The sequence below is a fragment of the Spirosoma oryzae genome (assembly GCF_003002825.1).
In the GTDB taxonomy this organism is placed as follows: domain Bacteria; phylum Bacteroidota; class Bacteroidia; order Cytophagales; family Spirosomataceae; genus Spirosoma; species Spirosoma oryzae.
Genome location: NZ_PVTE01000001.1, coordinates 351,177 through 373,781 on the forward strand (window position 1 = coordinate 351,177; position 22,605 = coordinate 373,781).

Annotated in this window: 21 protein-coding genes, 1 tRNA gene and 1 riboswitch; of the genes, 9 read left to right on the forward strand and 13 right to left on the reverse strand. The window is 56.6% G+C overall.

The features are described from left to right. Window positions 1-221: 221 nt before the first annotated feature. Entirely contained in the window at window positions 222-455 is a 234-nt protein-coding gene (locus tag CLV58_RS01560) for a hypothetical protein (protein WP_106136001.1), read from the reverse strand. Between the two features lie 462 nt (window positions 456-917). Between CLV58_RS01560 and CLV58_RS01565 the strand changes: the two genes are divergently transcribed. The 3 genes from CLV58_RS01565 (at window position 918) to CLV58_RS01575 (ending at window position 4,422) form a co-directional block, all read left to right on the forward strand. Next, complete coding sequence (locus tag CLV58_RS01565; RefSeq protein WP_245882172.1) at window positions 918-1,853, forward strand: S1/P1 nuclease; 936 nt, start codon at window positions 918-920, stop codon at window positions 1,851-1,853. 64 nt (window positions 1,854-1,917) lie between these two features. Next, window positions 1,918-3,816, forward strand: a complete 1,899-nt coding sequence (locus CLV58_RS01570) for an AAA domain-containing protein (protein ID WP_106136003.1) — start codon at window positions 1,918-1,920, stop codon at window positions 3,814-3,816. Between the two features lie 21 nt (window positions 3,817-3,837). Next, window positions 3,838-4,422: a thiamine phosphate synthase gene (locus tag CLV58_RS01575; RefSeq protein WP_106136004.1), complete on the forward strand. Its 585-nt coding sequence runs from the start codon at window positions 3,838-3,840 to the stop codon at window positions 4,420-4,422. A 31-nt stretch (window positions 4,423-4,453) separates the two neighbouring features. Here the strand turns inward: CLV58_RS01575 and moeB are convergent, their stop codons facing one another. The 7 genes from moeB to thiS form a co-directional block, all read right to left on the reverse strand. Further along, window positions 4,454-5,521, reverse strand: coding sequence for a molybdopterin-synthase adenylyltransferase MoeB (moeB, locus tag CLV58_RS01580; protein WP_106136005.1), 1,068 nt, complete (start codon window positions 5,519-5,521; stop codon window positions 4,454-4,456). Continuing rightward, window positions 5,512-6,651: a 2-iminoacetate synthase ThiH gene (thiH, locus tag CLV58_RS01585; RefSeq protein WP_106136006.1), complete on the reverse strand. Its 1,140-nt coding sequence runs from the start codon at window positions 6,649-6,651 to the stop codon at window positions 5,512-5,514. The genes moeB and thiH overlap by 10 nt, the downstream gene beginning before the upstream one ends. A gap of 1 nt (window position 6,652) precedes the next feature. Continuing rightward, the gene (locus CLV58_RS01590) at window positions 6,653-7,429 is read right to left on the reverse strand and encodes a thiazole synthase (RefSeq protein ID WP_106136007.1); all 777 of its coding nucleotides are present in this window, start codon (window positions 7,427-7,429) and stop codon (window positions 6,653-6,655) included. Between the two features lie 78 nt (window positions 7,430-7,507). Next, entirely contained in the window at window positions 7,508-8,140 is a 633-nt protein-coding gene (locus tag CLV58_RS01595; RefSeq protein WP_106136008.1) for a thiamine phosphate synthase, read from the reverse strand. Continuing rightward, window positions 8,137-8,925, reverse strand: coding sequence for a hydroxymethylpyrimidine/phosphomethylpyrimidine kinase (locus tag CLV58_RS01600; protein WP_106136009.1), 789 nt, complete (start codon window positions 8,923-8,925; stop codon window positions 8,137-8,139). The genes CLV58_RS01595 and CLV58_RS01600 overlap by 4 nt, the downstream gene beginning before the upstream one ends. Next, entirely contained in the window at window positions 8,922-10,790 is a 1,869-nt protein-coding gene (gene thiC / locus CLV58_RS01605) for a phosphomethylpyrimidine synthase ThiC (RefSeq protein ID WP_106136010.1), read from the reverse strand. Before thiC ends, CLV58_RS01600 begins: the two co-directional genes overlap by 4 nt. A 2-nt stretch (window positions 10,791-10,792) precedes the next feature. Then, window positions 10,793-10,996 (reverse strand): sulfur carrier protein ThiS, encoded by a 204-nt coding sequence (gene thiS, locus CLV58_RS01610; RefSeq protein WP_106136011.1) that lies wholly within the window; start codon window positions 10,994-10,996, stop codon window positions 10,793-10,795. Window positions 10,997-11,085: 89 nt separating this feature from the next. Next, window positions 11,086-11,182, reverse strand: a riboswitch (TPP riboswitch). Window positions 11,183-11,371: 189 nt separating this feature from the next. Between thiS and CLV58_RS01615 the strand changes: the two genes are divergently transcribed. After that, on the forward strand, window positions 11,372-12,097 hold the full coding sequence (locus CLV58_RS01615; protein WP_106136012.1) for a beta propeller repeat protein: 726 nt from the start codon (window positions 11,372-11,374) through the stop codon (window positions 12,095-12,097). 27 nt (window positions 12,098-12,124) lie between these two features. On the opposite strand, the gene CLV58_RS01620 is transcribed toward CLV58_RS01615, so the two are convergent. The 3 genes from CLV58_RS01620 to CLV58_RS01630 all read right to left on the reverse strand — a co-directional run bounded on the left by CLV58_RS01620 (window position 12,125) and on the right by CLV58_RS01630 (window position 14,081). After that, on the reverse strand, window positions 12,125-12,571 hold the full coding sequence (locus CLV58_RS01620) for a hypothetical protein (RefSeq protein ID WP_146141340.1): 447 nt from the start codon (window positions 12,569-12,571) through the stop codon (window positions 12,125-12,127). 61 nt (window positions 12,572-12,632) lie between these two features. Next, the gene (locus tag CLV58_RS01625) at window positions 12,633-13,130 is read right to left on the reverse strand and encodes a hypothetical protein (protein WP_106136014.1); all 498 of its coding nucleotides are present in this window, start codon (window positions 13,128-13,130) and stop codon (window positions 12,633-12,635) included. Window positions 13,131-14,004: 874 nt separating this feature from the next. Beyond that, window positions 14,005-14,081, reverse strand: a tRNA-Met gene (locus tag CLV58_RS01630). 117 nt (window positions 14,082-14,198) lie between these two features. Between CLV58_RS01630 and CLV58_RS01635 the strand changes: the two genes are divergently transcribed. The 5 genes from CLV58_RS01635 (at window position 14,199) to CLV58_RS01655 (ending at window position 19,962) form a co-directional block, all read left to right on the forward strand. Next, window positions 14,199-14,594: an START-like domain-containing protein gene (locus CLV58_RS01635; RefSeq protein WP_106136015.1), complete on the forward strand. Its 396-nt coding sequence runs from the start codon at window positions 14,199-14,201 to the stop codon at window positions 14,592-14,594. A gap of 103 nt (window positions 14,595-14,697) precedes the next feature. Beyond that, window positions 14,698-16,215 carry an LptF/LptG family permease gene (locus CLV58_RS01640; RefSeq protein ID WP_106136016.1) on the forward strand — a complete coding sequence of 506 codons (1,518 nt, stop codon included), beginning with the start codon at window positions 14,698-14,700 and terminating at the stop codon, window positions 16,213-16,215. Window positions 16,216-16,449: 234 nt separating this feature from the next. After that, complete coding sequence (gene rpsO, locus CLV58_RS01645; protein ID WP_106136017.1) at window positions 16,450-16,725, forward strand: 30S ribosomal protein S15; 276 nt, start codon at window positions 16,450-16,452, stop codon at window positions 16,723-16,725. 159 nt (window positions 16,726-16,884) lie between these two features. Then, window positions 16,885-19,020, forward strand: a complete 2,136-nt coding sequence (locus CLV58_RS01650; RefSeq protein ID WP_106136018.1) for a polyribonucleotide nucleotidyltransferase — start codon at window positions 16,885-16,887, stop codon at window positions 19,018-19,020. Window positions 19,021-19,098: 78 nt separating this feature from the next. Continuing rightward, a complete protein-coding gene (locus CLV58_RS01655; RefSeq protein WP_009282104.1) occupies window positions 19,099-19,962 on the forward strand; it encodes a sigma-70 family RNA polymerase sigma factor in 864 nt (287 codons plus the stop codon). 68 nt (window positions 19,963-20,030) lie between these two features. Here the strand turns inward: CLV58_RS01655 and CLV58_RS01660 are convergent, their stop codons facing one another. Both CLV58_RS01660 and CLV58_RS01665 read right to left on the reverse strand, forming a co-directional pair. Beyond that, on the reverse strand, window positions 20,031-21,275 hold the full coding sequence (locus CLV58_RS01660) for a BamA/TamA family outer membrane protein (protein ID WP_146141341.1): 1,245 nt from the start codon (window positions 21,273-21,275) through the stop codon (window positions 20,031-20,033). A 175-nt stretch (window positions 21,276-21,450) separates the two neighbouring features. After that, complete coding sequence (locus tag CLV58_RS01665; RefSeq protein ID WP_106136019.1) at window positions 21,451-22,599, reverse strand: HU domain-containing protein; 1,149 nt, start codon at window positions 22,597-22,599, stop codon at window positions 21,451-21,453. Window positions 22,600-22,605 lie beyond the last annotated feature (6 nt).

A 22,605-nucleotide genomic window follows, 5' to 3' on the forward strand; every position in this document is an offset into this window, starting at 1 on the left:
AAAAACCAGGTTACAGCCGGTTTACCGGCTGTCGTATTACTGGTTGATTTCATGATTCGTGGGTGAAACGCCACGTGATACATGTCGACGTAACTTGTCGAGTAAGTATATGGTTAGCGAAGCCGGACCATTATTTTCGGATTGGCTGGTACGTAAGCAGGTACACCAAAAAGCGGGTACGACGCTTGTCCGTACCCGCTTTATTTCCCGTTTGCGGTACCCTAGCTAAGCTGGGTCAGGTGATGTTTGAGCAGCTGTTTACGCACCTTGTCGGCGGCTGCCAGATCCGTCAGCGTGATGTTGGCTTTCTGGCGGAGGGTAGGTGAGGCTGACAGAATTTCGGTGGCCATCTGAATCAGTAGGGCCGCTGTGGCCTGTCCGTCGGCCCGGCGACGGGTCGACCGGCGGGTTGATTTTTGGGTAGCATTTTCAGGGCTGACAGACGTTGCGTTCATCGTTTGTTGTTGTTAACTGCTGTTGTTGTATATAAATAACAAAGAAAAAGCCGTTTTCAGCACGGAAAAGCCCCTTTTCTTTGTAAAAAGTGTACATTTTTTGAGTTCATTAACACTGTTAATTTAAACGCTGATAACAACTGCTGGGGGGGAGGGTTGTTAAGTTCTTACCCTTGCCCCCCAGCCCCCTGAAGGGGGAGCCGTTCATCCGCAAAATGCTCCCCCTTTAGGCAGGACTGTTAAGTTCTAGTCCGTCTACCCCCCAGCCCCCTAAAGGGGGAGCGTTCCACGAAGAAACTACTCCCCCTTTAGGGGGCTGGGGGGTAGACGGGCCGAAGAAAATTTGGCCACAATCAGCATCAAATTGAGAACTTAACAGCCCCCGTTTTGCCGTAGATTAACCTGATCGGGAACCCATTGACCATGGCGGGTGTCGTATCGATGAGATTTACTCGTCAACGTATGTTTTTTCGTCAAGTAACCGGCTGGCTGTGCCTCACGCTGGCCCTGTTTAGCAGCAATCCGTCCGCCTACGGCTGGAATAAGCCCACCCACATGGCCATCGGGGCCATTGCCTATCACGATCTGCAAAGCGCATCGCCCCAAACCGTCGACCGGGTTGTCACGCTGCTGCGCCAGCATCCGTATTACCAGCGGCAGTGGCTACCGCTGATGGACAGCCTGCAACTGCCCGCCACCCAGCGCGACGAGTACCTGTTCATGCTGGCGGCCCGCTGGCCTGACGACATTCGGAACCGTGATCCGTACCACGATAAGCCGAACTGGCACTTCATCAATTACATCTATGCCCCGAAACAGGGGATGGCCCGTACGGACACGACTCTGGCAACGGGCGAGACGATCCTACAGGCCTACGCCCAAAACCGGCAGATCCTGACCAGCCCGGCTCCCGACAGCGCCAAAGCAGTGGCGCTATGCTGGCTCTTTCACCTGACGGGCGACGTGCACATGCCGCTGCACACGACGGCGCTGGTCGATCCGCAGTTTCCGCAGGGCGATAAAGGGGGTAACCTGTTTCGCATCAAGGTGATGATGAGCAGCCCGACTAGTAACCTACACTCGTTCTGGGATGGTATGCTGCTTCATACCGACACCTACGCATCGGTCGACAGTATGGCCGTGGGCGAACAGCGTGATTTTACCCGGAAGCAACTGCCGCAGCTCGGCAATCCGGACGTTACGGCCTGGTCGAAGGAAAGCTTTCAACTGGCGCAGGACAACGCCTACCGCAGTAACACGCTCCAGCCGGGTACCGCTCAGGAAGGGTCGCTACTACCCCCAGACTATGTCGCCACCGTACGACCCATCGCCCAGCGGCAGGTTGCCCTGGCCGGCTACCGACTCGCCGACGAGCTGGTAACGGATTTGGGTAGTTGAATTGACAGACCTAAAAGGTTTTCAAAACCTTTTAGGTCTACAGGGCTGTTTGAAACACGTTTTCATGGATTACTTTAAGAACCTGCTCCAACTCCTTAAGGTAGAGCGGGATGAAGACCGGGCGCAGTACCGGCGACTGACCGAGTCGACTTCGGTAACCGAGCGCCGGGCCAACGGCCTGACCTGGTACCCCATTGCCATTCGCGGGTCGGAACTGGGACGGGGCGACTACCTGACCGTCGAGGTGGAACGAACGACGCACCAGGATACGGCCCATCAGTTTCGGGTTGGCATGCCCGCCGTCTTCTTCAGCAACCACGCGCCCCAGACCGACCGCGTCGAGGGAACCATCGCCTATCAGGGGGGAAACCGGCTCCGCATCACGCTACTCACCGATGAGTTACCCGACTGGTCGCGCGATGGGAAACTGGGCGTCGAGCTACTGTTCGACGATCAGAGCTACGAGCAGATGGAGGACGCGCTCAAGCAGGCCAGTCTGCTTGCCGACAAGCACGAAAGCCGTATCATCAGTATCCTGGCTGGCGAGAAAGCACCGACGTTTCACCCGCAGCCTGTTGTGCCTCCGCTAAGGAAACTCAACGAGAGTCAGCAGCGCGCCGTGGAGGCCATACTGGCGGCCAACGAGTTAGCCGTCGTACATGGCCCGCCGGGTACCGGAAAAACGACTACTATCGTACAGGCCGTCAACGCGTTACTGCAACAGGACCACCGGCAACTACTGGTCGTTGCGCCCAGCAACACGGCTGTCGATCTGTTGAGCGAAAAATTGCATGCCGAAGGGGTACGCGTCGTGCGGGTGGGGAATCCGGCCCGCGTGTCCGAGCGACTGGCCGCGTTGACGCTCGATCAGCAGATGGCCGATCACCGACTGATGCGCGACATCAAGAAAAGCCGCAAGCAGGCCAACGAATTCAAGTCGATGGCGCATAAGTACAAGCGACAGTTTGGCCCATCTGAGCGGGCGCAACGGAAAGCCTTGTTCGATGAGGCCCACCGGATCATGAAAGACGTCGCGCAGTCGGAACAGTACATCATCGAAGAGGTGCTGGGGCAGGCGCAGGTTATTACGGCGACGCTCGTAGGGTCAAACAACTACCTGATTCGCGACCGGCGCTACCATACTGTCGTTATCGATGAAGCGGGGCAGGCGCTCGAACCGGCCTGCTGGATTCCCATCCTGAAAGCAGAAAAAGTCGTGCTGGCAGGCGACCACTGTCAGCTCCCACCGACGATCAAATCGGCTGAAGCGGCCCGGAAAGGACTGAGTGAAACGTTGCTGGAAAAGAACGTAAGCCTGCATCCCGAAGCGGTTCGGCTGCTGAACGAGCAGTACCGGATGCACGAACGCATCATGGGCTATTCATCGCAGGTATTTTACGGCGGTCAGCTGCGGGCCCACGGGTCGGTGGCCGGGCACACGCTCCAGTCCGACGATCAGCCGATGTTGTTTATCGATACGGCGGGTTGTGGTTTCGACGATCAGCTCGACGGGACCAGTTCGATCAACCCCGACGAAGCGGCTTTCCTGATTCGCCACCTGAGTCAGACCGTGGCCGAACTGAGTGCTGTCTATGCGCCGGCTGACTTTCCGAGTATCGCGGTTATCTCGCCCTACAAACAGCAGTTGGCCCAGTTGAATCAGCACCTGCTGGCTACGCCGGAGGTACAGCCTTACCTCAACAGTATCTCGGTCAATACCATCGACAGTTTTCAGGGGCAGGAACGCGACATCGTTTACATTTCGCTGACACGCAGCAACGCAGCGGGGGAGATCGGTTTTCTGGCCGACATTCGCCGGATGAATGTTGCCATGACGCGGGCGCGGAAGAAACTGGTTATGGTCGGCGACAGCGCGACCTTATCGACCCACAGCTTCTACGCGGACCTGGTGGCCTACGTGCAGGAACACGATGCGTACCGAAGCGCCTGGGAGTGGTTGTAAACGCGTTGTCGTACTGTTCATATGGCTTTTCAACTGGTTGGTATCACACCGGATGTACTGTCGGCAGCACAGTGGGCTGTCGTCCCTGATCTGTTTGCCGCTGGCTTGTCGTACCTGTATGTTCGGCAGGCAGCTAGTGAACAGGTATGGCAACGACTCACGGACGATGCTCTGAAACCGTTTCAGCATAGACTACTCGTACCGTTTCCGATGGTCGCCGGTCAATTTGGTCGGCACTGGAAAGAAGCGGATCGTATGGCCGCATCGCCCGGTGAACGCGCCTTTTCCACCAGCGTTCACGCCCTTACCGACTGGCCGCTGCTGGCCGGTCGGGTTGAACTGGTGTATTACAGCCCGGTGTTCGCCAGCATCAGCAAGCCCGGCTATGGCCCTGTGCAGTCGATCGATGTCATTGCCCGGCAGATTGCCCACATCCGCCAGCAGACAGACAAACTGCCCTTGCTGATCGGATTGGGCGGTGTACAGACTAACACGATCCGACGGGTGCAGGACGCAGGCTTCGACGGAGCCGCCGTACTCGGTACGCTCTGGCAAGACCCTGACCCCGTCGCTGTCGTGCAGGAATTGTTTAAGAAATTGACCTGATTTTCCAGGCCTGAACGGTTTTACAAACCGTTTAGGCCTGGTCCTGAAGCGGTACACCATCAATCCCCCCAGTCAGATTCCAGACCTGCGTGTGTCCCCGTTCGCGCAGAAACGAAACCGCCCGCTGACTCCGCCCGCCCGATTGGCAGTGAATGACAACCGGTCCGTTGGCGGGGATCTGCTCTGGATGAGCCAACAGTTCCGGCAACGGAATCAGTTGCCCGCCCAGCGATCGCCGGGCCGCTTCGTCGGGTTGCCGTACGTCGACGAGTTGAACCGTCTCGTCGCGCGCTTTCCAGGTCAGGTAATCGGCGTACGACAGGCTGGGGACGGGGGGGCAGACCGGTAGCCCCGCTGGTAGTTCGGTGATGTGTTTGTTGGCTGGATCGGTGGCGAAACGCACGGTCTGAAACTGCATGGTCAGCGCGTTGAGCAGCAGTAGTCGGCCGATCAGCGGTTCGCCCACGCCCGTTACCAGTTTGATGACTTCGTTGGCCATCAGGCAACCCACGATACCGGGCAAAACGCCCAAAACGCCCGCTTCCGCGCAGGCCGGTAGGTCGCTGGGATCAGGGTAGAGACAGCGGTAGGTTGGTCCGTCGCCGACGTTGAAGATGCTAACCTGTCCCTCAAAGCGATAGATCGAGCCGAATACCAGTGGTTTGCCCAACTGCACACAGGCATCGTTGACCAGGTAGCGGGTGGCGAAATTATCCGACCCATCGACGATCAGGTCGTATTGATGCAGTAAGTCAAGGGCGTTGTCGCGGGTGAGGAATGTCGGATGGGACTGTACCTGAATCAGTGGGTTCTGGGCCTGTAGCCGGGTGGCGGCTACCGACGCTTTCGACTGACCCAGGTCGGCGGGACCGAACAGAATCTGCCGGTGCAGGTTACTGTCCGCCACCGTATCCCCGTCGACAATGCCCACTGTGCCGACACCCGCTGCCACCAGGTACTGAAGTACCGGACAACCCAGGCCACCCGCACCGACGACCAGCACGCGTGCGTTACGCAGGCGCTCCTGTCCGGCGGTGCCGATTTCGGGGAGTAGCAGGTGGCGGCTATAGCGGCTTTGTTCGGCAGGGGTTAGCGGCATAGCGTCATCAGGGTTGGGTCCCAGTCTTTCCAGACCGGCTCGTAACCGGCCCGGCGGATAACGGCAGCGATCTCGGCCGGTGTCCGTTCGTCCGAAATCTCGAACTGCTCCAGCGATTGCGGCTCGACCACATACCCTCCCGGATTCGTTTTCGAACCGGCACTCAGGCTCGTAATACCCAGCCGGATGACGTGATCCCGGAACCGGGGACTCTCGCGGGTCGACAGCGACAGTTCGACGTCGGGCTTGAACAGCCGGTAGGCGCAGATCAGTTGTACCAGCTCGCGGTCAGTCATGCACTGGCCAAAATCGCGCGATTGAACCCCCGACGCCCCCAGTACGTCGATGGGCCGTAGCCGGGGGAACGACAGGCTGTAGCGCGTTTTCCAGTACGTTCGTTCGAGGTAGTCGAGGTGAAGCGCGGTGAAAAAGCTGTCGGTCCGCCAGTCGGAAAGGCCCAGTAGGGCACCCAGACCGATTTTGTAGATGCCCGCCTGCCCCAGCCGGTCGGGCGTTTCGATGCGGTAGCGATAGCTGGCTTTCTTGCCTTTCGGGTGATGGAGCTGGTAGCTGTCGCGGTTGTAGGTTTCCTGATACACCAGCACCGTATGCAGCCCCTCGGCGATCAGGTCCGCGTAGGCGGGTTGGTCGAGTGGCTGTACTTCCATCGAGATATGGGCAAACCGATCGCGCAGCAGCCGAATGGCGTTTTTGATGTACGGTACGCCAACGGTTTGATTGGCTTCACCCGTCACCAGCAGCACATGATCGTACCCCATCGCCTTCAGCGCGTCGGCTTCGCGGTCGATTTCGTCGTCGGCCAGCGTGCGTCGTCGGATTTTATTGTCCAGGCTGAAGGCACAGTAGGTACAGATATTCTGGCACTCGTTCGACAGATAGAGTGGCGCGTACAACTGCATAGTTTTGCCGAAACGCTGCTGCGTAAGCTGCTGACTCTGGCGGGCCATTACATCCAGGTACGGTCGGGCGGCTGGCGAAATCAGGGCGGCAAAATCCGTCAGTGTGCGGGCCGTGCGCGACAGCGCCCGCTCCACGTCGGTCGCTGTTGCCGTGTCGATCAGCCGGCTGACCGTGGCCCAATCGTACTGATTCAGTAGGTCGGTGAACATATTATTCGTCCAGAAAAGCGGTGAGCGGACTGCTGGCAACGGCGACCGACGACGTACTCCCCAGCCGGGCTTCGTAGGCCAGCCGTCCGGCTTCGACGGCTAGTTTAAAGGCGGTCGCCATCTGCACCGGGTTATCGGCGACGGCGATGGCGGTGTTGACCAGCACGGCGTCGGCACCGAGTTCCATCGCTGCGGCTGCGTGGGAGGGCGCGCCAATACCCGCGTCGACAACCACCGGAACCTGACTCTGACTGATGATGATCTCCAGAAAGTCGAGGGTGCGCAACCCCTTGTTCGACCCGATGGGTGAACCCAGTGGCATCACGGCGGCCACGCCCACCTCTTCGAGTCGTTTGCACAGTACCGGATCGGCGTGGATATAGGGCAGCACGACGAAGCCCAGCCGGACCAGTTCGTCGGCGGCTTTCAGCGTTTCGATCGGATCGGGAAGGAGATAACGCGGGTCGGGGTGGATTTCCAGTTTAAGCCAGTTCGTTTCGAGGGCTTCGCGGGCCAGCTGCGCAGCAAAGACCGCTTCACGAGCCGTGCGGACACCCGACGTGTTGGGCAGCAGGTGCATGTGCGGGGCGGTCAGGTGGCGGAGCGTATCGTCGGCTTTGTCGCCCGCATGGATACGTTTCAGCGCCACCGTGACCAGTTCGGAGCCCGACGCCAGCAGCGCCGATTCCATTTGTCCGGTCGAACTGAATTTGCCCGTGCCGGTAAACAGCCGCGACGAAAACGTCCGGTCGGCTATGCGCAGCGATTGCGTAGTCATGGTTGATTGGGTTACTAGTCTTCTCAGTTTATCTGCGACAGTGTCCTTGCCGATCGGCAAGAATGTTGTCTGTGACAGCTAGCCGATCATCAAATTGGTACGCAGGGCCTGCTGAAACGCTGGCACCTGCCCGGCCGGGTCGCGACTGATGGCCGACGATACCGCGATGCCGTGCAGACCGATCTGCATCAGGTTCGGCACGTCCGCCACGTCGAGACCTCCGATCGCAATAATCGGCAACGCGATGTCTTCATGCCGGCAGGCCGTCAGGATGTGATCGTAGCCCGTCAGGCCCAGTATGGGACTAAGCTTCTCTTTGGTTGTCGTAAATCGGTACGGCCCCAGCCCGACATAATCGGCCCCAGCCTCGTGATGCCGGCGAATGTCGTCCAGTGTATTGGCCGTTCCGCCGACGATCATCGATGCGCCGAGCAGGCGACGGGCGTCGGCGACGGGCATATCCGTCAGGCCCACGTGGACACCGTCGGCCCCGATTTCCCCCGCCAGCGTAACGTTGTCGTTAATAATCAGCCGGACACCGAACGCCCGGCAGATGGCCAGCGTGTCGACGGCAAGAGCTTTCCAGTCGGCATACGTGTGATTTTTGACGCGCAGCTGTACCCAGTCGATGCCCGCCCGGCAGGCTCGTTCGGTCTGTTCGGGCCGGTCGGTGATGTAGTGTAACGTACTGATCGGTTTAGGCGGACTCATGCGATTTTGGAATGAAAGCCAAGGCGCGTGGGCGAACTGGCCAGGTACTGATTCATATAACGTCGGGCCTGTCGGCAGGCATCGGGTAGCGGTAGTCCCTGCGCCAGTCCGGCCGCTATGGCGGCCGATAGCACACAGCCACTCCCATGCTTTTCGCCACTGGCAATGAACGGGGCCGGAAACGAGCGTATGCCGTAGCCATCCACCAGCAGATAATCGGCCACCTGCCCGTCCTGCGTCGGCAGATGGCCCCCTTTCAGGTACACCGGACAGTGGGCGCTCAACTGTTCGGCCGCAGCCCAGGGCTGATCGGTACCCGTCAACTGACTGGCCTCCGGCGCGTTGGGCGTCAGCAACGTCAGCTTACGTAACAGATGAACCACTGGTTGTCGGTCGTCGATAGCATGGAAAGCAAAGCCAGCCGAGGCTTTAAGAATCGGGTCCCAGATGATGGCCGGATCGGGCACTGTCCGGTGCAGCCAGTCGAGGAGCGAAGCCAGAACCGGCAGCGACTCAGTCAGCCCGATCTTGATTACCCGGATCGGGTACCGCTCGAACAGCGGCTCGCACTGCGCCACAATCCGGTCGAGCGGTACCCAGTCTACGGCCCGGAAGTCGCTGTCGTGCTGCGTCGTCAGCGCGGTACAGACCCCCAGGCCGTAGACCCGACTGGCTTCGAACACTTTGACATCAGCCAACAGGCCGGCCCCCGCACTGGGGTCTAGTCCGGCGATGGACAGCACGTAGGGCCGTTCGGTTTGAATCGGTGGCAGCGCCGTCGTCATTGGTAGATTTCGCTGCCCTGCTCGACGAATTCCCTGGCTTTGTCGGCCATGGCCTTGTCCAGCCCATCGGCGTCGGTCAGGCCCTGTTGCTCGGCATAGTCGCGTACGTCCTGCGTAATTTTCATCGAACAGAAATTCGGACCACACATCGAGCAGAAGTGCGCGATCTTGGCTCCTTCCGCCGGTAAGGTTTCGTCGTGAAAAGCGCGGGCCGTGTCGGGGTCGAGTGACAGGTTGAACTGATCGTCCCAGCGGAACTCGAACCGCGCCTTACTCAGGGCGTTGTCGCGGTACTGCGCGCCCGGATGGCCCTTCGCCAGATCGGCCGCGTGGGCCGCAATCTTGTAGGTGATGACGCCGTCTTTCACGTCCTGCTTGTTGGGCAGGCCGAGGTGTTCCTTGGGCGTTACGTAACACAGCATGGCCGTACCATACCAGCCGATCATGGCCGCGCCAATGGCCGAGGTGATGTGGTCGTAGCCGGGTGCAATATCGGTCGTCAGGGGGCCGAGCGTGTAGAACGGGGCTTCATCGCAGTGCGCCAGCTGCTTGTCCATATTGGCCTTGATCATGTGCATCGGCACGTGACCGGGGCCCTCAATCATGACCTGTACGTCGTGCTTCCAGGCAATCTTGGTTAGTTCACCCAAAGTTTCGAGTTCGGCAAACTGGGCTGCGTCGTTGGCGTCGGCAATCGAGCCCGGACGCAGACCGTCGCCGAGCGAGAACGCCACGTCGTAGGCTTTCATGATGTCGCAGATCTCTTCGAAATGCGTGTACAGGAAGTTTTCCTGGTGGTGCGCCAGACACCACTTGGCCATGATGCTCCCCCCGCGCGAGACGATGCCCGTTACGCGTTTAGCCGTCAGCGGAATGTAGCGCAGCAGCACCCCGGCATGAATCGTAAAGTAGTCGACCCCCTGTTCGGCCTGCTCGATGAGGGTATCCCGAAAAATGGCCCACGTCAGGTTTTCGGCCTTGCCGTTCACTTTTTCCAGCGCCTGATAAATGGGTACCGTCCCGATGGGGACCGGGCAGTTACGGATGATCCACTCGCGGGTTTCGTGGATGTTTTTGCCCGTCGACAGATCCATCAGCGTATCGCCACCCCACCGGCAGCTCCACACCGCTTTCTCAACTTCTTCTTCGATACTCGACGTGACGACCGAGTTGCCGATGTTGGTATTGATCTTGACCAGAAAGTTACGGCCGATGATCATGGGCTCACTTTCGGGGTGATTGATGTTGGCCGGAATGATCGCGCGTCCGCTGGCTACTTCCTGCCGCACAAATTCCGGCGTGATATAGCCTGCGGGCGTGTTGGCCCCGAAGCTGTTGCCCGTGTGCTGCACCGCCAGCGGATCGTTGCCGAGCTCATTGATTCGCTGATTTTCCCGGATGGCGATGTACTCCATTTCCGGGGTAATGATACCCTGCCGGGCGTAGTGCAGCTGCGTCACGTTCTGGCCCACTTTGGCTCGCATGGGGGTACGGATGTGCTCAAACCGCAGTGCATCGAGCGAGCGATCGGCCATGCGTTGCTGGCAGTAGGTCGACGAGAAGTCGGACAGGTCTTCCACATCCTGCCGGTCGCGAATCCAGGCTTCCCGCAGGCGGGGCAGTCCTTTCTGCAGGTCGATCACGACCGACGGATCGGTATAGGGGCCGCTGGTATCGTATACCGTAACGGGCGTGTTGGGCGTCCGTCGACCGCTGGTGTGACTGACCGTGTCGGTTACGCTGATTTCGCGCATCGCCACCTGAATGTCGTGCAACTGACCGGGTACATACACCTTGCGCGAGCCGCTGAGGGGCTGGCGCGTAATGGTCTCCGACGTGGGGAGTTTTTCGGGTCTCTGGCTCATGGTTATCCGCCCTGAGTGGCTTGAATAAGGGTAATTGAATCGTTTTCCTGAAGTGCGGTCTGAGACCAGCGGGGGCGGGGAACAACGAGGTCGTTGCGGGCGACGGCAATGCCGGTTCGGTCGGACAGGCCGAGCGAATCGAGCAGTTCCAGCAAGGTGCTGGCTGTTGGGCAGTCGACGGGTTGGCGATTAAGATGGACGAGCATGGTCTGGCTACCGGATACGGTTGGGCCAAACAGCAGAGGAGGATGGTAGTACGATCAGACGGGTGCCCGAAAAAGCACACATCGTCCTGATCGGACCGGTCACTTTTCCCTTCGCAGGCATTACCCTGTTCAGGTTCAAAGGGTATCATCTCAGCCGCCCGAAGGCAGGCACCCCTAAAGTCTGGCTTGTACTAAGCTGCGGCAAAGATAGCCGCCCGTCTGAATAATGCGCTATTAAAAGTCAATTAGTACACGAATGTCGTAGCAAGGTATTATCAGTATGTTAAGTATTGTTTTACCGGTACGTTAATCTTATTTTAATTTTTAGTTTTGGCAACGGCAACGCGCCAAACAGCTCATAACCATCAACGTACCATGAAATTACTTGCTTACTGCCTGCTGGCACTGGCCGCACTAGCCTGTAGCCGCGCGGATACATCCGTGGTGTCGCCGGAAAACGACACGGTTGCGAATGAATACCCGGACTGGTACGTACTGAAAGCGCCTGTCGATCGCGAAATAGAAGGTGTTTGGGGTGACATCGACAGGACGATCCTCATATCCACCATGGCTACCCTATACCGCTCAACAGATCGGGGGCAACACTGGGAGTCTGTTAAACGGCAGTCGATAGGTATGCTTGGTATCGTTCAGTACAACGATACACTGTTCACGATGAGTGGTCTTCGTAACAGTAAAGTCCTGAACAATCCAGACAACTACAGTGTCGACGACGGAAAGACGTGGTATCCGTATCGCCGGTATAATCCGGGACTTGAGTACCAACCCAGTCAGAGCGTCGTCAATCGCTATCTGGAGATCAACCCGGTCTTGGCCTCCAATGGCGCGTCGTATACGATCAATGAGGTGCCGATAAAGGGATACATCGAAACGCCCGGTATCGTCACCAACACAGGTCGGCGAATCGATTTGCCGCACCTGCATCAATTGAACAGCTTGTACCTGGATAAACAGCAACGGCTGTACATTGCCGGTACCGACGCCGTGTGCAGCCGCGCCGGTACCAACGAGCCATTCGCCTTCTGCAACAGTAAAGGGGGGCGGGGCATCGTGTATGTGTCTAAACGGCCACTGCCCTGAACCGACAACGCGAAGCGGGTTGCTGTGCTAGTCGACCTCAGCGCGTAACACCCGGATATCCGTCCGGTCCGTGCCCGGCCGTAAGGTGCCGACTCGTTGATTCGTCAGCTTGACAAGCGTACCCGGTGTTATCAGTGTATCGACGACCGTCGTGTCTGACCCAAGCCGTTGACCGGTCTGCGTGTAGTAATCGATACAAAGCTGAATGGCCCGGTAACTGGCCCGGCCCGACGTATTTGTAATTGCAAATCGGTGCTCGACGCCTTGTCGGGACGAATCACTCGTCGTCGGGTAGGTCTCCCAGCCAATCCGATCGATCAACAAATCCCGGACGGCATTCGGCTGTTGCGTACTCGACTGACACCCTGACTGAGCACCCATCAACAGGCTGACGAAGAAGACTACAGACAAGGAAAATGGCCCGGTTTTAACGGCCGATGCATGGTTGGTAGACGACAAAAAACGGTGGCGCATAGCACGAAGACAAGGGTGATGCAACGCTTGTCTTCGTGTCAAAGTAACGGAATCTGAGGCATCAGGGCAAAACTTGATACGTCAGTGTCGAACCCAGAATCGACTTGGCCAGGTGATGGGCGAAGGCATCCAGCCGGGCGAATCCCGCTTTGGCCGGACCCTCGGGCTTGCCTTTGTAGGTTAGCCGTTCGTTCGTTACCGGGGGATTGGCTGTTTTGTCGCTGCCTTCGGTCAGCAACTGAACCGTACCGTTTTCCAGTACAGCTACGATGCGGGCTGTCCAGCTACCGGCATCAATAGGGCGGCTATCGGTAACGATCTTCGCTTTCTCCGTACGAAAATTTCCGGAATAGCCGTCGGCCTGCAACAGCGTCACGACGCGTTCGAAAAGCAACGAGTCCGACAGGTCCGTTTTAATGGTGATGCGCGCGGCTCCATCGGGTACCGACTGCGCCCGGCTACCCGCACTGCCGAACAGCCAGCAACCAATCAGTAGGGTGAACAATAAACCCAGCCGAAGCCGGTAACCAGGGTAGGGCAGGTAAGCATGCGAAGTCATACGGCGTATCGTGATAAGGTGACAAAAAGCGACCACTACTTCTATGAACAACAACTCACCCGACGAAGGAAACGGTAGGGAGGGCGTTGTAGCTGGAGTGTGCGTTACAGTCACTAAAGTCGACAGTGCCAAAAATGTTGGCGTATACGACAAATTTCCGGGATTGCCCGCAGGGTAAGCCTATCGGTTTTGAGCGACAGGAAAACGTTGATCGGTTAAACCGGGACACGTTGGTTTGTGACGTGAAACACCTAATCCGTCTCATTACTGTAAAACGGATCAATCGTTGACTAACCCATGAATGGTACGAGCCCCGGCCCACAAAGCTGGGGTTTACCGTTTGCGGTATCCGGACTAGCGGCTTCTGGTCACGCTAAACCAATAAAAAAAGCCCCGATCACAGGGCTCAGTCGTAGTGTGTAGCACCGACATCAGTTTAAATAAATGCGTCCGGTCAACACGACGGACAGGTGCGCACAGGCGCAGACGGAAATGTAGTGGTTCGGCGGCTGATAAGTGAAGTTCCAGTTGGACAGCACAGGTATATACGTTTATGTGGTCCGTAATATTACCTAAGAATAATTACTTCGTTAATACTACTTATTGAGTGGGCATCACTCGGGGCGATAGCTGTGAGACTGTCCTAACGGATCTACTGGCTGTCAACGTTTATGCCAGCCCGTTACTGCAGTTGCAACTGCCCAGTCAGGCGATAGCTGAGTCGGTATAACCAAAAAAAGAAGTATACTTGAGCGAAAGACAACAGATGCAGCCAACGCATCAATGAGGCAACAAATGCCGTGCTGCTGCCGACTTACGGTAGAAAAAGGCAATAAAAAAAGCCTAACTAATTGATGAACAACTAATTAGGCTTTGGTAGCGGGGAGCAGGATCGAACTGCCGACCTTAGGGTTATGAATCCTACGCTCTAACCATCTGAGCTACCCCGCCGTTTGATGCCACAAAAGTACGCAAAATTTGACGCTGTGCAAATAACTGCGTTGACTTTCGCAAAAAAAATCGTTTATCTTTGCTTTATACCCTCCTTCACCCTTGACAGTCAGCGGCATGGAAAAACACAAGTTCGTTACCGAGTATGAACTCCGGGCGTCGCCCAAAATGCTGTTTCCTTACATTAGTACGGCCTCCGGTCTGTCGCAATGGTTCGCGACCAAGGTCAACACCATGCCCGAACAGCGATTCGATTTTCAGTGGGACAACGAAAGCCACATCGCCCGCCAGGTATCGATGCGCCAGAACAAAGGTGTTCGCTTCGAATTCCTCGATACGGCGGCCGACGAAAGCGAAGACAACAATTACATCGACTTTCGCGTCGACCAGTCCGAACTCACCCAGTCGACGTACCTGCGCATCACCGACTATTCCGGCACCAACGATGATGAAGAACTGGTCGACCTGTGGGATGGGTTGATCGATAAGCTGAAAGAAATCGTGGGTAGTTAAAAAATGTGAACAGCGGACCTAAACCCGCGCCGGATGCGTTTAACGAACAAGGCCGCTTCGCCACCCACCCGCGAAACGCTATCCTGAAGGCTGTTGTCTGTTCATGAAAAAAATTGACAAACTAATACTCGGCTCGTTTTGGGGGCCGTTTTTTTTGACGCTTGGCGTTGTCATCTTCATCTTTCTGATGCGGCTGTTGATGTCGTACATCGACGAGTTCGTGTCCAAAGATCTTGATCTGGCTACCTTCGGCCGGCTGCTCTTTTATTTCTCGCTGCTAACGATTCCAACGGCTTTACCGCTGGCAGTGCTGCTATCGTCGCTGATGACGTTTGGTAATCTGGGCGAATTTTTCGAGCTGACTGCTCTCAAGAGCGCCGGTATTTCACTGACCCGGGCCATGCAGCCGTTGCTGGTTGTCGCCGTAGCGATCAGCGCGTTCTCGTTCTGGTTCAACAATAAGGTATCGCCCTGGGCCAATCTGAAAGGCTACAGTCTGCTGTATGATATAAAGACGGCCAAGGCGACCCTGAACCTGAAAGAAGGTATTTTCTACAATGACCTGCCCGGTTACAGTATCAAGGTCGATCAGAAGATCAAGACGAACAAGGAGAGTAAAAACGGTGATCTGCTGAAAGGGCTGATTATCTACAAGCACAACACAAATGGCGTTGACCAGGGAAATCGCGAGGTGATCTTGGCTGACTCCGGGCGGATGTATACCAGCCCGGACCGTGCTTACCTGGTCTTCGAGTTGTTCAACGGGAACGATTACCAGGAGTATGCCGACAACGGGGCGGTGTCGTTTGCCAGCAGCGGCCCGTCGGGGCAGAAGAGCGGGCAGTTTATGCGGAACAGCTTCCGTGATTACCGGCTCGTAATCAGTCTGGAGTCGTTTGGCCTGAAACGTACCGACGAAAACCAGTTCGAGTACCACGAATTCATGAAGGATCTAAGTCAGCTGAATCAGCTGACCGATTCCCTGAGCCGGGACTTCCGCACAACGGGGCTGAGCGTGGCCAGTACATCCCGCCAGTACTACAACTATCAGTTCAAGCCCGCGCCGGTGCCGACGGTACAGGCCGCCACCGGGCCGAAGCCTGTGGTCGTAAAAGATGGCCCCTGGGTCGATAAGGTGCTGAAAAAGGCGGGGCCCCCGCGTCCCGACATGGCACAAATGGCGCTCAGTCAGGCGCAGAATATGCTGTCGTATGCGACTTCGAATGTGACGTACCTGAACGAGAAAGAAAAGAATATCTGGCGGTATCAACTGGAGAGTCAGCACAAATTCACCCAGTCGGTGTCGGTTTTTGTCATGTTTCTGATCGGTGCATCGATGGGAGCCATTATCAAAAAGGGGGGCTTCGGCGTACCCGTGCTGATTGCGATCATCTTTTTTATCTTCCTGTACGTGCTGACGATTGTCGGCGACAAATACGCCAAAGACGGATTAATCTGGGTACCTGCCGGTGCCTGGATGGCAAATCTGGTTTTGTTTCCGATTGGTTTATTCCTGATGCAGCGCGCCCGTCACGATTCGCGGCTGTTCGACAAAGACGTGTATATCATTGCCTGGAATCGATTCCGCGCCCGGTGGTTTCCGGCGAAAACAGTAAGTTAGGCAGGATGACGGGATTGGCAGGATTTATGGCTTAATCCGGGTGATGCGAATTAGCCGAATGCGCTAGGTGTAAATTGATATATAGTTGTACGAGTTGATTCGTGAAAAATCAGCCCTATCCATGTTTGGCTGCGTATCCTTATTAAAATCCCGTTCATCCTGTAATCCTGTCAATAAAATTGGTATCTTTGCGGCCGAAACCGTTTTTTTAATTACTTAATTAGCTGTCTGAAGATGTATCTAACGACCGAAAAAAAGCAAGAGATTTTCTCTACCTCGGGGTTTGCTAAATCAGCAACTGACACCGGGTCGGCCGAATCCCAGATCGCGCTGTTTACTTACCGGATCAGTCACCTGACGCAACACCTGAAAGTTCACAAGCACGATTACGGCACACAACTGGGTTTGTTGAAACTCGTCGGTAAGCGTCGGCGTCTGCTGAATTACCTGATGAAGAAAGACATCGCTCGTTACCGGGCTGTCCTGGCTGCGCTGGGTCTGCGGAAATAACGATCCGTATGGAAAGGGGAGGGAATCTGCGGCCATCAGTAGATTCCCTCCTTTTTGTCGTTTTTGATGTGCATCTGTACAAGAGGTATGACCGCTCAGTGTCGTTCGAACGGAGCTGGGCAGGTCGAAAAGCTGTAAGAGGGAGAAATAACTAACTGTATGTTCGAAATAACCACGCAATCCGTTGCGCTGCCCGACGGGCGGGAAATCACCATCGAAACCGGCAAACTGGCTCGTCAGGCCGATGGTTCGGTGGTCGTCCGCCTGGGCGATTGTATGATACTGGCTACCGTTGTATCCAGTAAAGAAGCGAAAGAAGGCGTCGACTTTCTGCCGCTTTCCGTTGATTATCAGGAAAAGTTCGCGTCGGCGGGCCGCATTCCGGGAAGCTTTCAGCGCCGGGAAGGTCGGTTGGGCGATCACGAAATTCTCATCAGCCGGCTGGTTGACCGCGCCCTGCGGCCCATCTTCCCCGACAATTACCACGCTGACACGCAGGTAATGATTACGCTGATTTCGGCCGACCCCGAAGTACAACCCGATGCGCTGGCTGCGCTGGCGGCATCATCGGCCCTGGCCGTGTCGGACATCCCGTTCAATGGCCCGATCTCGGAAGTACGCGTTGCCAAAATCGACGGCGAATACCGGATCAACCCGAAGACGACGGATATCGAGCGGGCAACGATCGATCTGATTGTGGCGGCTACCGAAAAAGATATTTGCATGGTGGAAGGTGAGATGAACGAATGTTCGGAAGCCGAAGTCGTCGAAGCGATCAAAGCGGCACACGAAGCCATCAAAGTACAGTGTCAGGCGCAGAAAGAACTCGAAGCAAAAGTCGGCAAGACGGAGAAGCGGGAGTACAATCACGAAACGCACGACGAAGAACTGCGTGCGGCTGTCCGGGCTGCCTGTTACGATAAAATTTACGCCGTTGCTGCGCAGCAGAACCCGAGCAAGAAAGGCCGGGCACAAAGCTTCCGCGCCGTACGGGATGAGTATCTGGCGTCATTCCCCGAAGACGCGGTTGTGAACGTTGGCCTGGTGAAAACCTATTTCCACGACCTGGAATGGGAAGCAGCCCGTCGGCTGGTGCTCGACGAGCGTACCCGGCTCGATGGTCGTCAACTCGACCAGATCCGCCCGATTTCGGCCGAGGCTGGTTACCTGCCCGGTCCACACGGGTCGGCGCTCTTTACCCGGGGCGAAACGCAGTCACTGACGACCTGTACGCTCGGTACCAAACTGGACGAGCAGATTGTCGATCAGGCAATGCACCAGGGCTACAGCAAATTTCTGCTGCACTATAACTTCCCCGGCTTCTCGACGGGTGAGGTAAAACCAAACCGGGGTGCTGGCCGTCGCGAGATTGGTCACGGTAACCTGGCGCACCGCTCGCTGAAGAAAGTACTGCCGACGGGTGACGAAAACCCGTACACGATCCGGATCGTCTCCGACATTCTGGAGTCGAACGGTTCGTCGTCGATGGCGACGGTCTGCGCGGGTACGATGGCGCTGATGGATGCGGGTATCAAAATCAAGGCCCCCGTTGCCGGTATCGCCATGGGTCTGATCCAGGATACCGAGCCGGGTTCTGATAAATACGCCGTTCTGTCGGACATCCTGGGCGATGAAGATCACCTGGGCGATATGGACTTCAAAGTGACGGGTACCGAAAACGGGATCGTTGCCTGCCAGATGGACCTGAAAGTGGATGGTCTGTCGTATGAAGTGCTGGCGCAGGCGCTGGATCAGGCGCGTCGGGGCCGGTTGCATATTCTGGGTGAGATGAAGAAGGGGATCGACACGGTTCGCCCTGACCTCAAGCCCCACGCCCCCCGTGCCATCGTCATCAAGATCGACACCAACCAGATCGGAGCCGTTATCGGACCCGGTGGTAAAGTCGTACAGGATATTCAGAAGGATTCGGGTGCGGTCGTCAATATCGACGAGCACGATAATGCTGGCTGGGTTAGCATCTTCGCAACCAATCAGCAAAGCATGGACCGGGCGGTGTCACGCGTGAAAGGAATCGTTGCCATCCCCGAAGTAGGCGAAACCTACGTCGGTAAGGTGAAGACCATTCAGCCGTTTGGCGCGTTTGTTGAGTTCATGCCGGGTAAAGATGGATTGCTGCACATCTCGGAGATCAAGTGGGAGCGGCTGGAAACGATGGACGGCGTGCTGCAGGTCGGCGAAGAAGTAACGGTGAAGTTGATCGACGTCGACAAGAAGACCGGAAAGTATCGGTTGTCGCGTAAAGTACTGCTTCCCAAGCCAGAGAACAAAAATTAAAAAGGCTGTGTTACTTTTTCGTGTACCGGCATGTCCTAAATACACGTTTTGTAGCTACCCCCACTGGGCCAATAAATCATGAGACAGCTAAAAATTTCAAAACAGATTACCAACCGGGAAAGTCAGTCACTCGACAAGTACCTCCAGGAAATTGGTAAGGTAGATCTGCTAACGCCCGACGAAGAAGTAACGCTTGCCCAGAAGATTCGGGAAGGCGATCAGCTCTCGCTGGAACGGCTTACCAAAGCCAACCTGCGTTTCGTTGTGTCGGTGGCCAAGCAATACCAGAACCAGGGGCTCTCATTAGGTGATCTGATTAACGAAGGAAACCTGGGTCTGATCAAAGCCGCACAGCGGTTCGACGAAACCCGGGGGTTCAAATTTATCTCGTACGCCGTCTGGTGGATTCGTCAGTCGATTCTACAGGCGTTGGCTGAACAGTCGCGGATTGTGCGGTTGCCGCTCAACCGGGTCGGTTCGCTGAACAAAATCTCCAAGACCTTCTCGGATCTGGAGCAGAAGTTCGAGCGGGAGCCGTCGCCTGAAGAACTGGCCGCCGTGCTGGAAATATCAGCGGCTGAAGTCGTTGACACGCTGAAAATCTCGGGTCGTCACGTATCGATGGATGCACCATTCGTGCAGGGTGAAGAAAACAGCCTGCTCGACGTGCTCGAAAACGATGGTGAAGACAAGCCGGATTCCGGGCTGATCAACGATTCGTTGCGCAAAGAAGTACAACGCGCCCTGTCGACGCTGACGCAGCGGGAGGCCGATGTCATCACGCTGTACTTCGGCCTGAACGGTGAACACGCAATGACGCTGGAAGAGATTGGTGAGAAGTTCAACCTGACCCGTGAGCGGGTTCGGCAGATTAAGGAAAAAGCCATTCGTCGGCTGCGCCACACCTCACGGTCGAAGGCGTTGAAGACGTATCTGGGCTAAACGATCCTGTTTGTTTTTTGGTAAAACGGCTTCTGCATCAGTGGAGGCCGTTTTGCTTTTACCACAGTTCAGAAAACTTCCCCCAGGTTGAAGAACAGGCCGTGCGAACCACCGACACCAACGGCGTAGTCGATGCACAAGTTCGCCCGCGTGACTTTGTTCATGCGGATGCGCAGACCTAACCCACCGGCCGGGGCAACGCGCTCGAATTGTTGGGTGAGGGGTTGCGTGACCGATTGTGCATTGGCGAAAACGACGCCCCCCAACAGCCCGCTTCGACTAATCTGAAATCGATATTCGGCTTCGGCGTACAGCAATCGCTTGCCCCGAAAGCGCCCCTGAATATAACCACGGCCCAGGTTGCTGGTTGCATCCCAACCCGTGCTGGGCAGGTCCAGAAACGGCGGGTTACCCGACAGGGTCAGGGCATTGTACGACCAGAGCGCCAGGATGTTGGGCGAACCCGGTCGCAGGTGAAGGTACGTACGGGCGTCGATAAGCAGGGAGGAATAGTCCGTGTCGCTACCCAGCGCGGTCTTATTCGTACGGACAAGGAGATTCAACACCTGCCCGCCCGTCGGGTTGACCGAATTCGATCGGTTGTCGTAAAGCAGTTGCATGGCAACGCCCGACGAGATGGATCGTCCTTCGATGCCGTACTCGTAGCCCGAAATTCTGGTTCGGTCGTGACGTCCATCCCAGCTACGAATATCCCAATGGTCATCGAACTGATACCCAAAGCCCGCGTACAACGACGGCCGGACGCGACGCAAAACCCCCTGGTAAAATCGCAGGTACGAATAATCCATACTGACAACCCGCTCGGTTGACGTGTACATGCCCAGGCCGTAGGTAGCCTGCGGGTAGTGCATCAGTCGCCAGTCGCCAATAAAGACCCACCGGTTACTTGGTGTCCAGACTGTTGACGTGATGGTTAACAGCGATTGCTGATTTTGCGTGTATGTCGCGCTGCTAATGATTGACGATAGGTTGGCACCGGGTCGCCGAAAGGTTACGTTTCCTAAGACCTGACCCAATACCCCCGTTGGGAGTGAATAGCCGACCTGCGGAATGACCCAAACAAAATGACCACCCGAGGCTAATTTATCGGCTTCGTGCGGACGCAGCCGTAGCCGGCAGCTCGTCCGGAGAAAATCAACGATGTCAGCAGCAGCTACCGTGTCTGCATGGGCTGTCGTCGTATCGGCGAAGTCACCAGGGAGCGGTGGTATCGACTGGGCAGCAAGCGGAGCGGATAAGTAGCGCCATCCGATCAGCAGCAGCCAGGAAAAAGAGCGACGCAGGCGGTTCATCAGACCGGATTACAAACAAGACAGTTGTGCCCAAAAATCGGAATATGCCGCAAAACGGGGGCCAATCGACGATTAATAAGCTGTTAAAATCAAGAAATCGTGCTGAGTACGCTTCTACACCGCAAAAAAAAACGCCGACGTATCGCCGGCGTTTTTCACGGTAGACAAGTATTGATTAGTGCGTAAAAATCCAGGGAGATGTGCGCGCCAGCCGGCTGACCATATCGATGTTGTCCAGTGCTTCCTGCCGGTCATCGAAGCCGGCTGCCGCTACTTTATAGAGTTGCTTGCGCGTATAAGGCGGAATAACGTATGCTTCCGTATAGCCTGCTTTTACCAGCCGGCGCCGAAGCCGAAGGGCGTTCCGCTTGCTGGCAAAGCTACCGGCAATGATCGTAAACGAGTCGTCGTCATCAGCTGAACGAATGATTCGTTTAGGAGCGAGTTTCGGCGCGGCAACAATAGCGGTCGGCGTAACTACTTCGCTCGCAGCCGGTTTGACGGTCGACGTTGTTGCCACCGCTGGCCTGGTAGCACTCACTGGTGCAGGAGCCGCAACAGGAACTGGCGCAACTACTGGTTCGGCGGGTGTCGTCTCAGCAGCTGTGGCTACGTATACGGGTGTTGGTGCTGCTACGCTCGTGACCGTCGTTGTGGCTGGAAAGCGGAACAGGCTGGCCGGATCGAGACCACTGCGTAGGGGTGCGCCCGGCTCAATAACCGTAAAGTAGCTGACGGCTCCTAACGAACCGATCAGAAGAAGCGAAGCCGCAATGCGCCAGTACGGCGTCGATCGGCGCAGGGGCGTCAGGACGGCATCGGCCTCGTCGCGTACCCGAACCGGGCCAAGTGCCGTAACAGGCATCGGTACGGCTTCCAGTACCCGCTCCTGAACCGGTTGCCGATTGATTAGTTGTACGGGTAGTTCACCCAGGCCGTAGGCTTCGCCGAAAAAGTTGTGGCGCAGGCTGGGTTCAAACTGAAGCCGACCTTCTTCGTTGGTCGTAAAACTGCCGATACCGTCGAGGTCGAAGCGATCGCTGCTGCCGATGGTCTGGTGCAGTGCCTGGACGAACTGGCTAATCAGGCGCTGGGCACCTTCGCGACTGACCGGTTCGTGCAGCATGATGTAGTTCGCCAGAATCCCGTCGTCGAGTCGCAACGCTTCGTTGAAGGCGACACGCTTGCGGGGGGGCAAAAACAAACCGGTCGATTCTGAAAACGAGGCAGGCTGGTAGTGCGTCAGAAACGCACCCAACTCGGGTACGACGACGCAATCGTACTGGTACAGCAGTTTTTTCAGGTAATCGGTAACGGTTGCCATGTCGAG

What these genes read in the sequence shown, in the direction of transcription:
- CLV58_RS01560 (WP_106136001.1), bottom strand. Translation starts at nt 455, where the DNA reads ATGAACGCAACGTCTGTCAGCCCTGAAAATGCTACCCAAAAATCAACC.
- CLV58_RS01565 (WP_245882172.1), top strand. Translation starts at nt 918, where the DNA reads ATGTTTTTTCGTCAAGTAACCGGCTGGCTGTGCCTCACGCTGGCCCTG.
- CLV58_RS01570 (WP_106136003.1), top strand. Translation starts at nt 1,918, where the DNA reads ATGGATTACTTTAAGAACCTGCTCCAACTCCTTAAGGTAGAGCGGGAT.
- CLV58_RS01575 (WP_106136004.1), top strand. Translation starts at nt 3,838, where the DNA reads ATGGCTTTTCAACTGGTTGGTATCACACCGGATGTACTGTCGGCAGCA.
- moeB (WP_106136005.1), bottom strand. Translation starts at nt 5,521, where the DNA reads ATGCCGCTAACCCCTGCCGAACAAAGCCGCTATAGCCGCCACCTGCTA.
- thiH (WP_106136006.1), bottom strand. Translation starts at nt 6,651, where the DNA reads ATGTTCACCGACCTACTGAATCAGTACGATTGGGCCACGGTCAGCCGG.
- CLV58_RS01590 (WP_106136007.1), bottom strand. Translation starts at nt 7,429, where the DNA reads ATGACTACGCAATCGCTGCGCATAGCCGACCGGACGTTTTCGTCGCGG.
- CLV58_RS01595 (WP_106136008.1), bottom strand. Translation starts at nt 8,140, where the DNA reads ATGAGTCCGCCTAAACCGATCAGTACGTTACACTACATCACCGACCGG.
- CLV58_RS01600 (WP_106136009.1), bottom strand. Translation starts at nt 8,925, where the DNA reads ATGACGACGGCGCTGCCACCGATTCAAACCGAACGGCCCTACGTGCTG.
- thiC (WP_106136010.1), bottom strand. Translation starts at nt 10,790, where the DNA reads ATGAGCCAGAGACCCGAAAAACTCCCCACGTCGGAGACCATTACGCGC.
- thiS (WP_106136011.1), bottom strand. Translation starts at nt 10,996, where the DNA reads ATGCTCGTCCATCTTAATCGCCAACCCGTCGACTGCCCAACAGCCAGC.
- CLV58_RS01615 (WP_106136012.1), top strand. Translation starts at nt 11,372, where the DNA reads ATGAAATTACTTGCTTACTGCCTGCTGGCACTGGCCGCACTAGCCTGT.
- CLV58_RS01620 (WP_146141340.1), bottom strand. Translation starts at nt 12,571, where the DNA reads ATGCGCCACCGTTTTTTGTCGTCTACCAACCATGCATCGGCCGTTAAA.
- CLV58_RS01625 (WP_106136014.1), bottom strand. Translation starts at nt 13,130, where the DNA reads ATGACTTCGCATGCTTACCTGCCCTACCCTGGTTACCGGCTTCGGCTG.
- CLV58_RS01635 (WP_106136015.1), top strand. Translation starts at nt 14,199, where the DNA reads ATGGAAAAACACAAGTTCGTTACCGAGTATGAACTCCGGGCGTCGCCC.
- CLV58_RS01640 (WP_106136016.1), top strand. Translation starts at nt 14,698, where the DNA reads ATGAAAAAAATTGACAAACTAATACTCGGCTCGTTTTGGGGGCCGTTT.
- rpsO (WP_106136017.1), top strand. Translation starts at nt 16,450, where the DNA reads ATGTATCTAACGACCGAAAAAAAGCAAGAGATTTTCTCTACCTCGGGG.
- CLV58_RS01650 (WP_106136018.1), top strand. Translation starts at nt 16,885, where the DNA reads ATGTTCGAAATAACCACGCAATCCGTTGCGCTGCCCGACGGGCGGGAA.
- CLV58_RS01655 (WP_009282104.1), top strand. Translation starts at nt 19,099, where the DNA reads ATGAGACAGCTAAAAATTTCAAAACAGATTACCAACCGGGAAAGTCAG.
- CLV58_RS01660 (WP_146141341.1), bottom strand. Translation starts at nt 21,275, where the DNA reads ATGAACCGCCTGCGTCGCTCTTTTTCCTGGCTGCTGCTGATCGGATGG.
- CLV58_RS01665 (WP_106136019.1), bottom strand. Translation starts at nt 22,599, where the DNA reads ATGGCAACCGTTACCGATTACCTGAAAAAACTGCTGTACCAGTACGAT.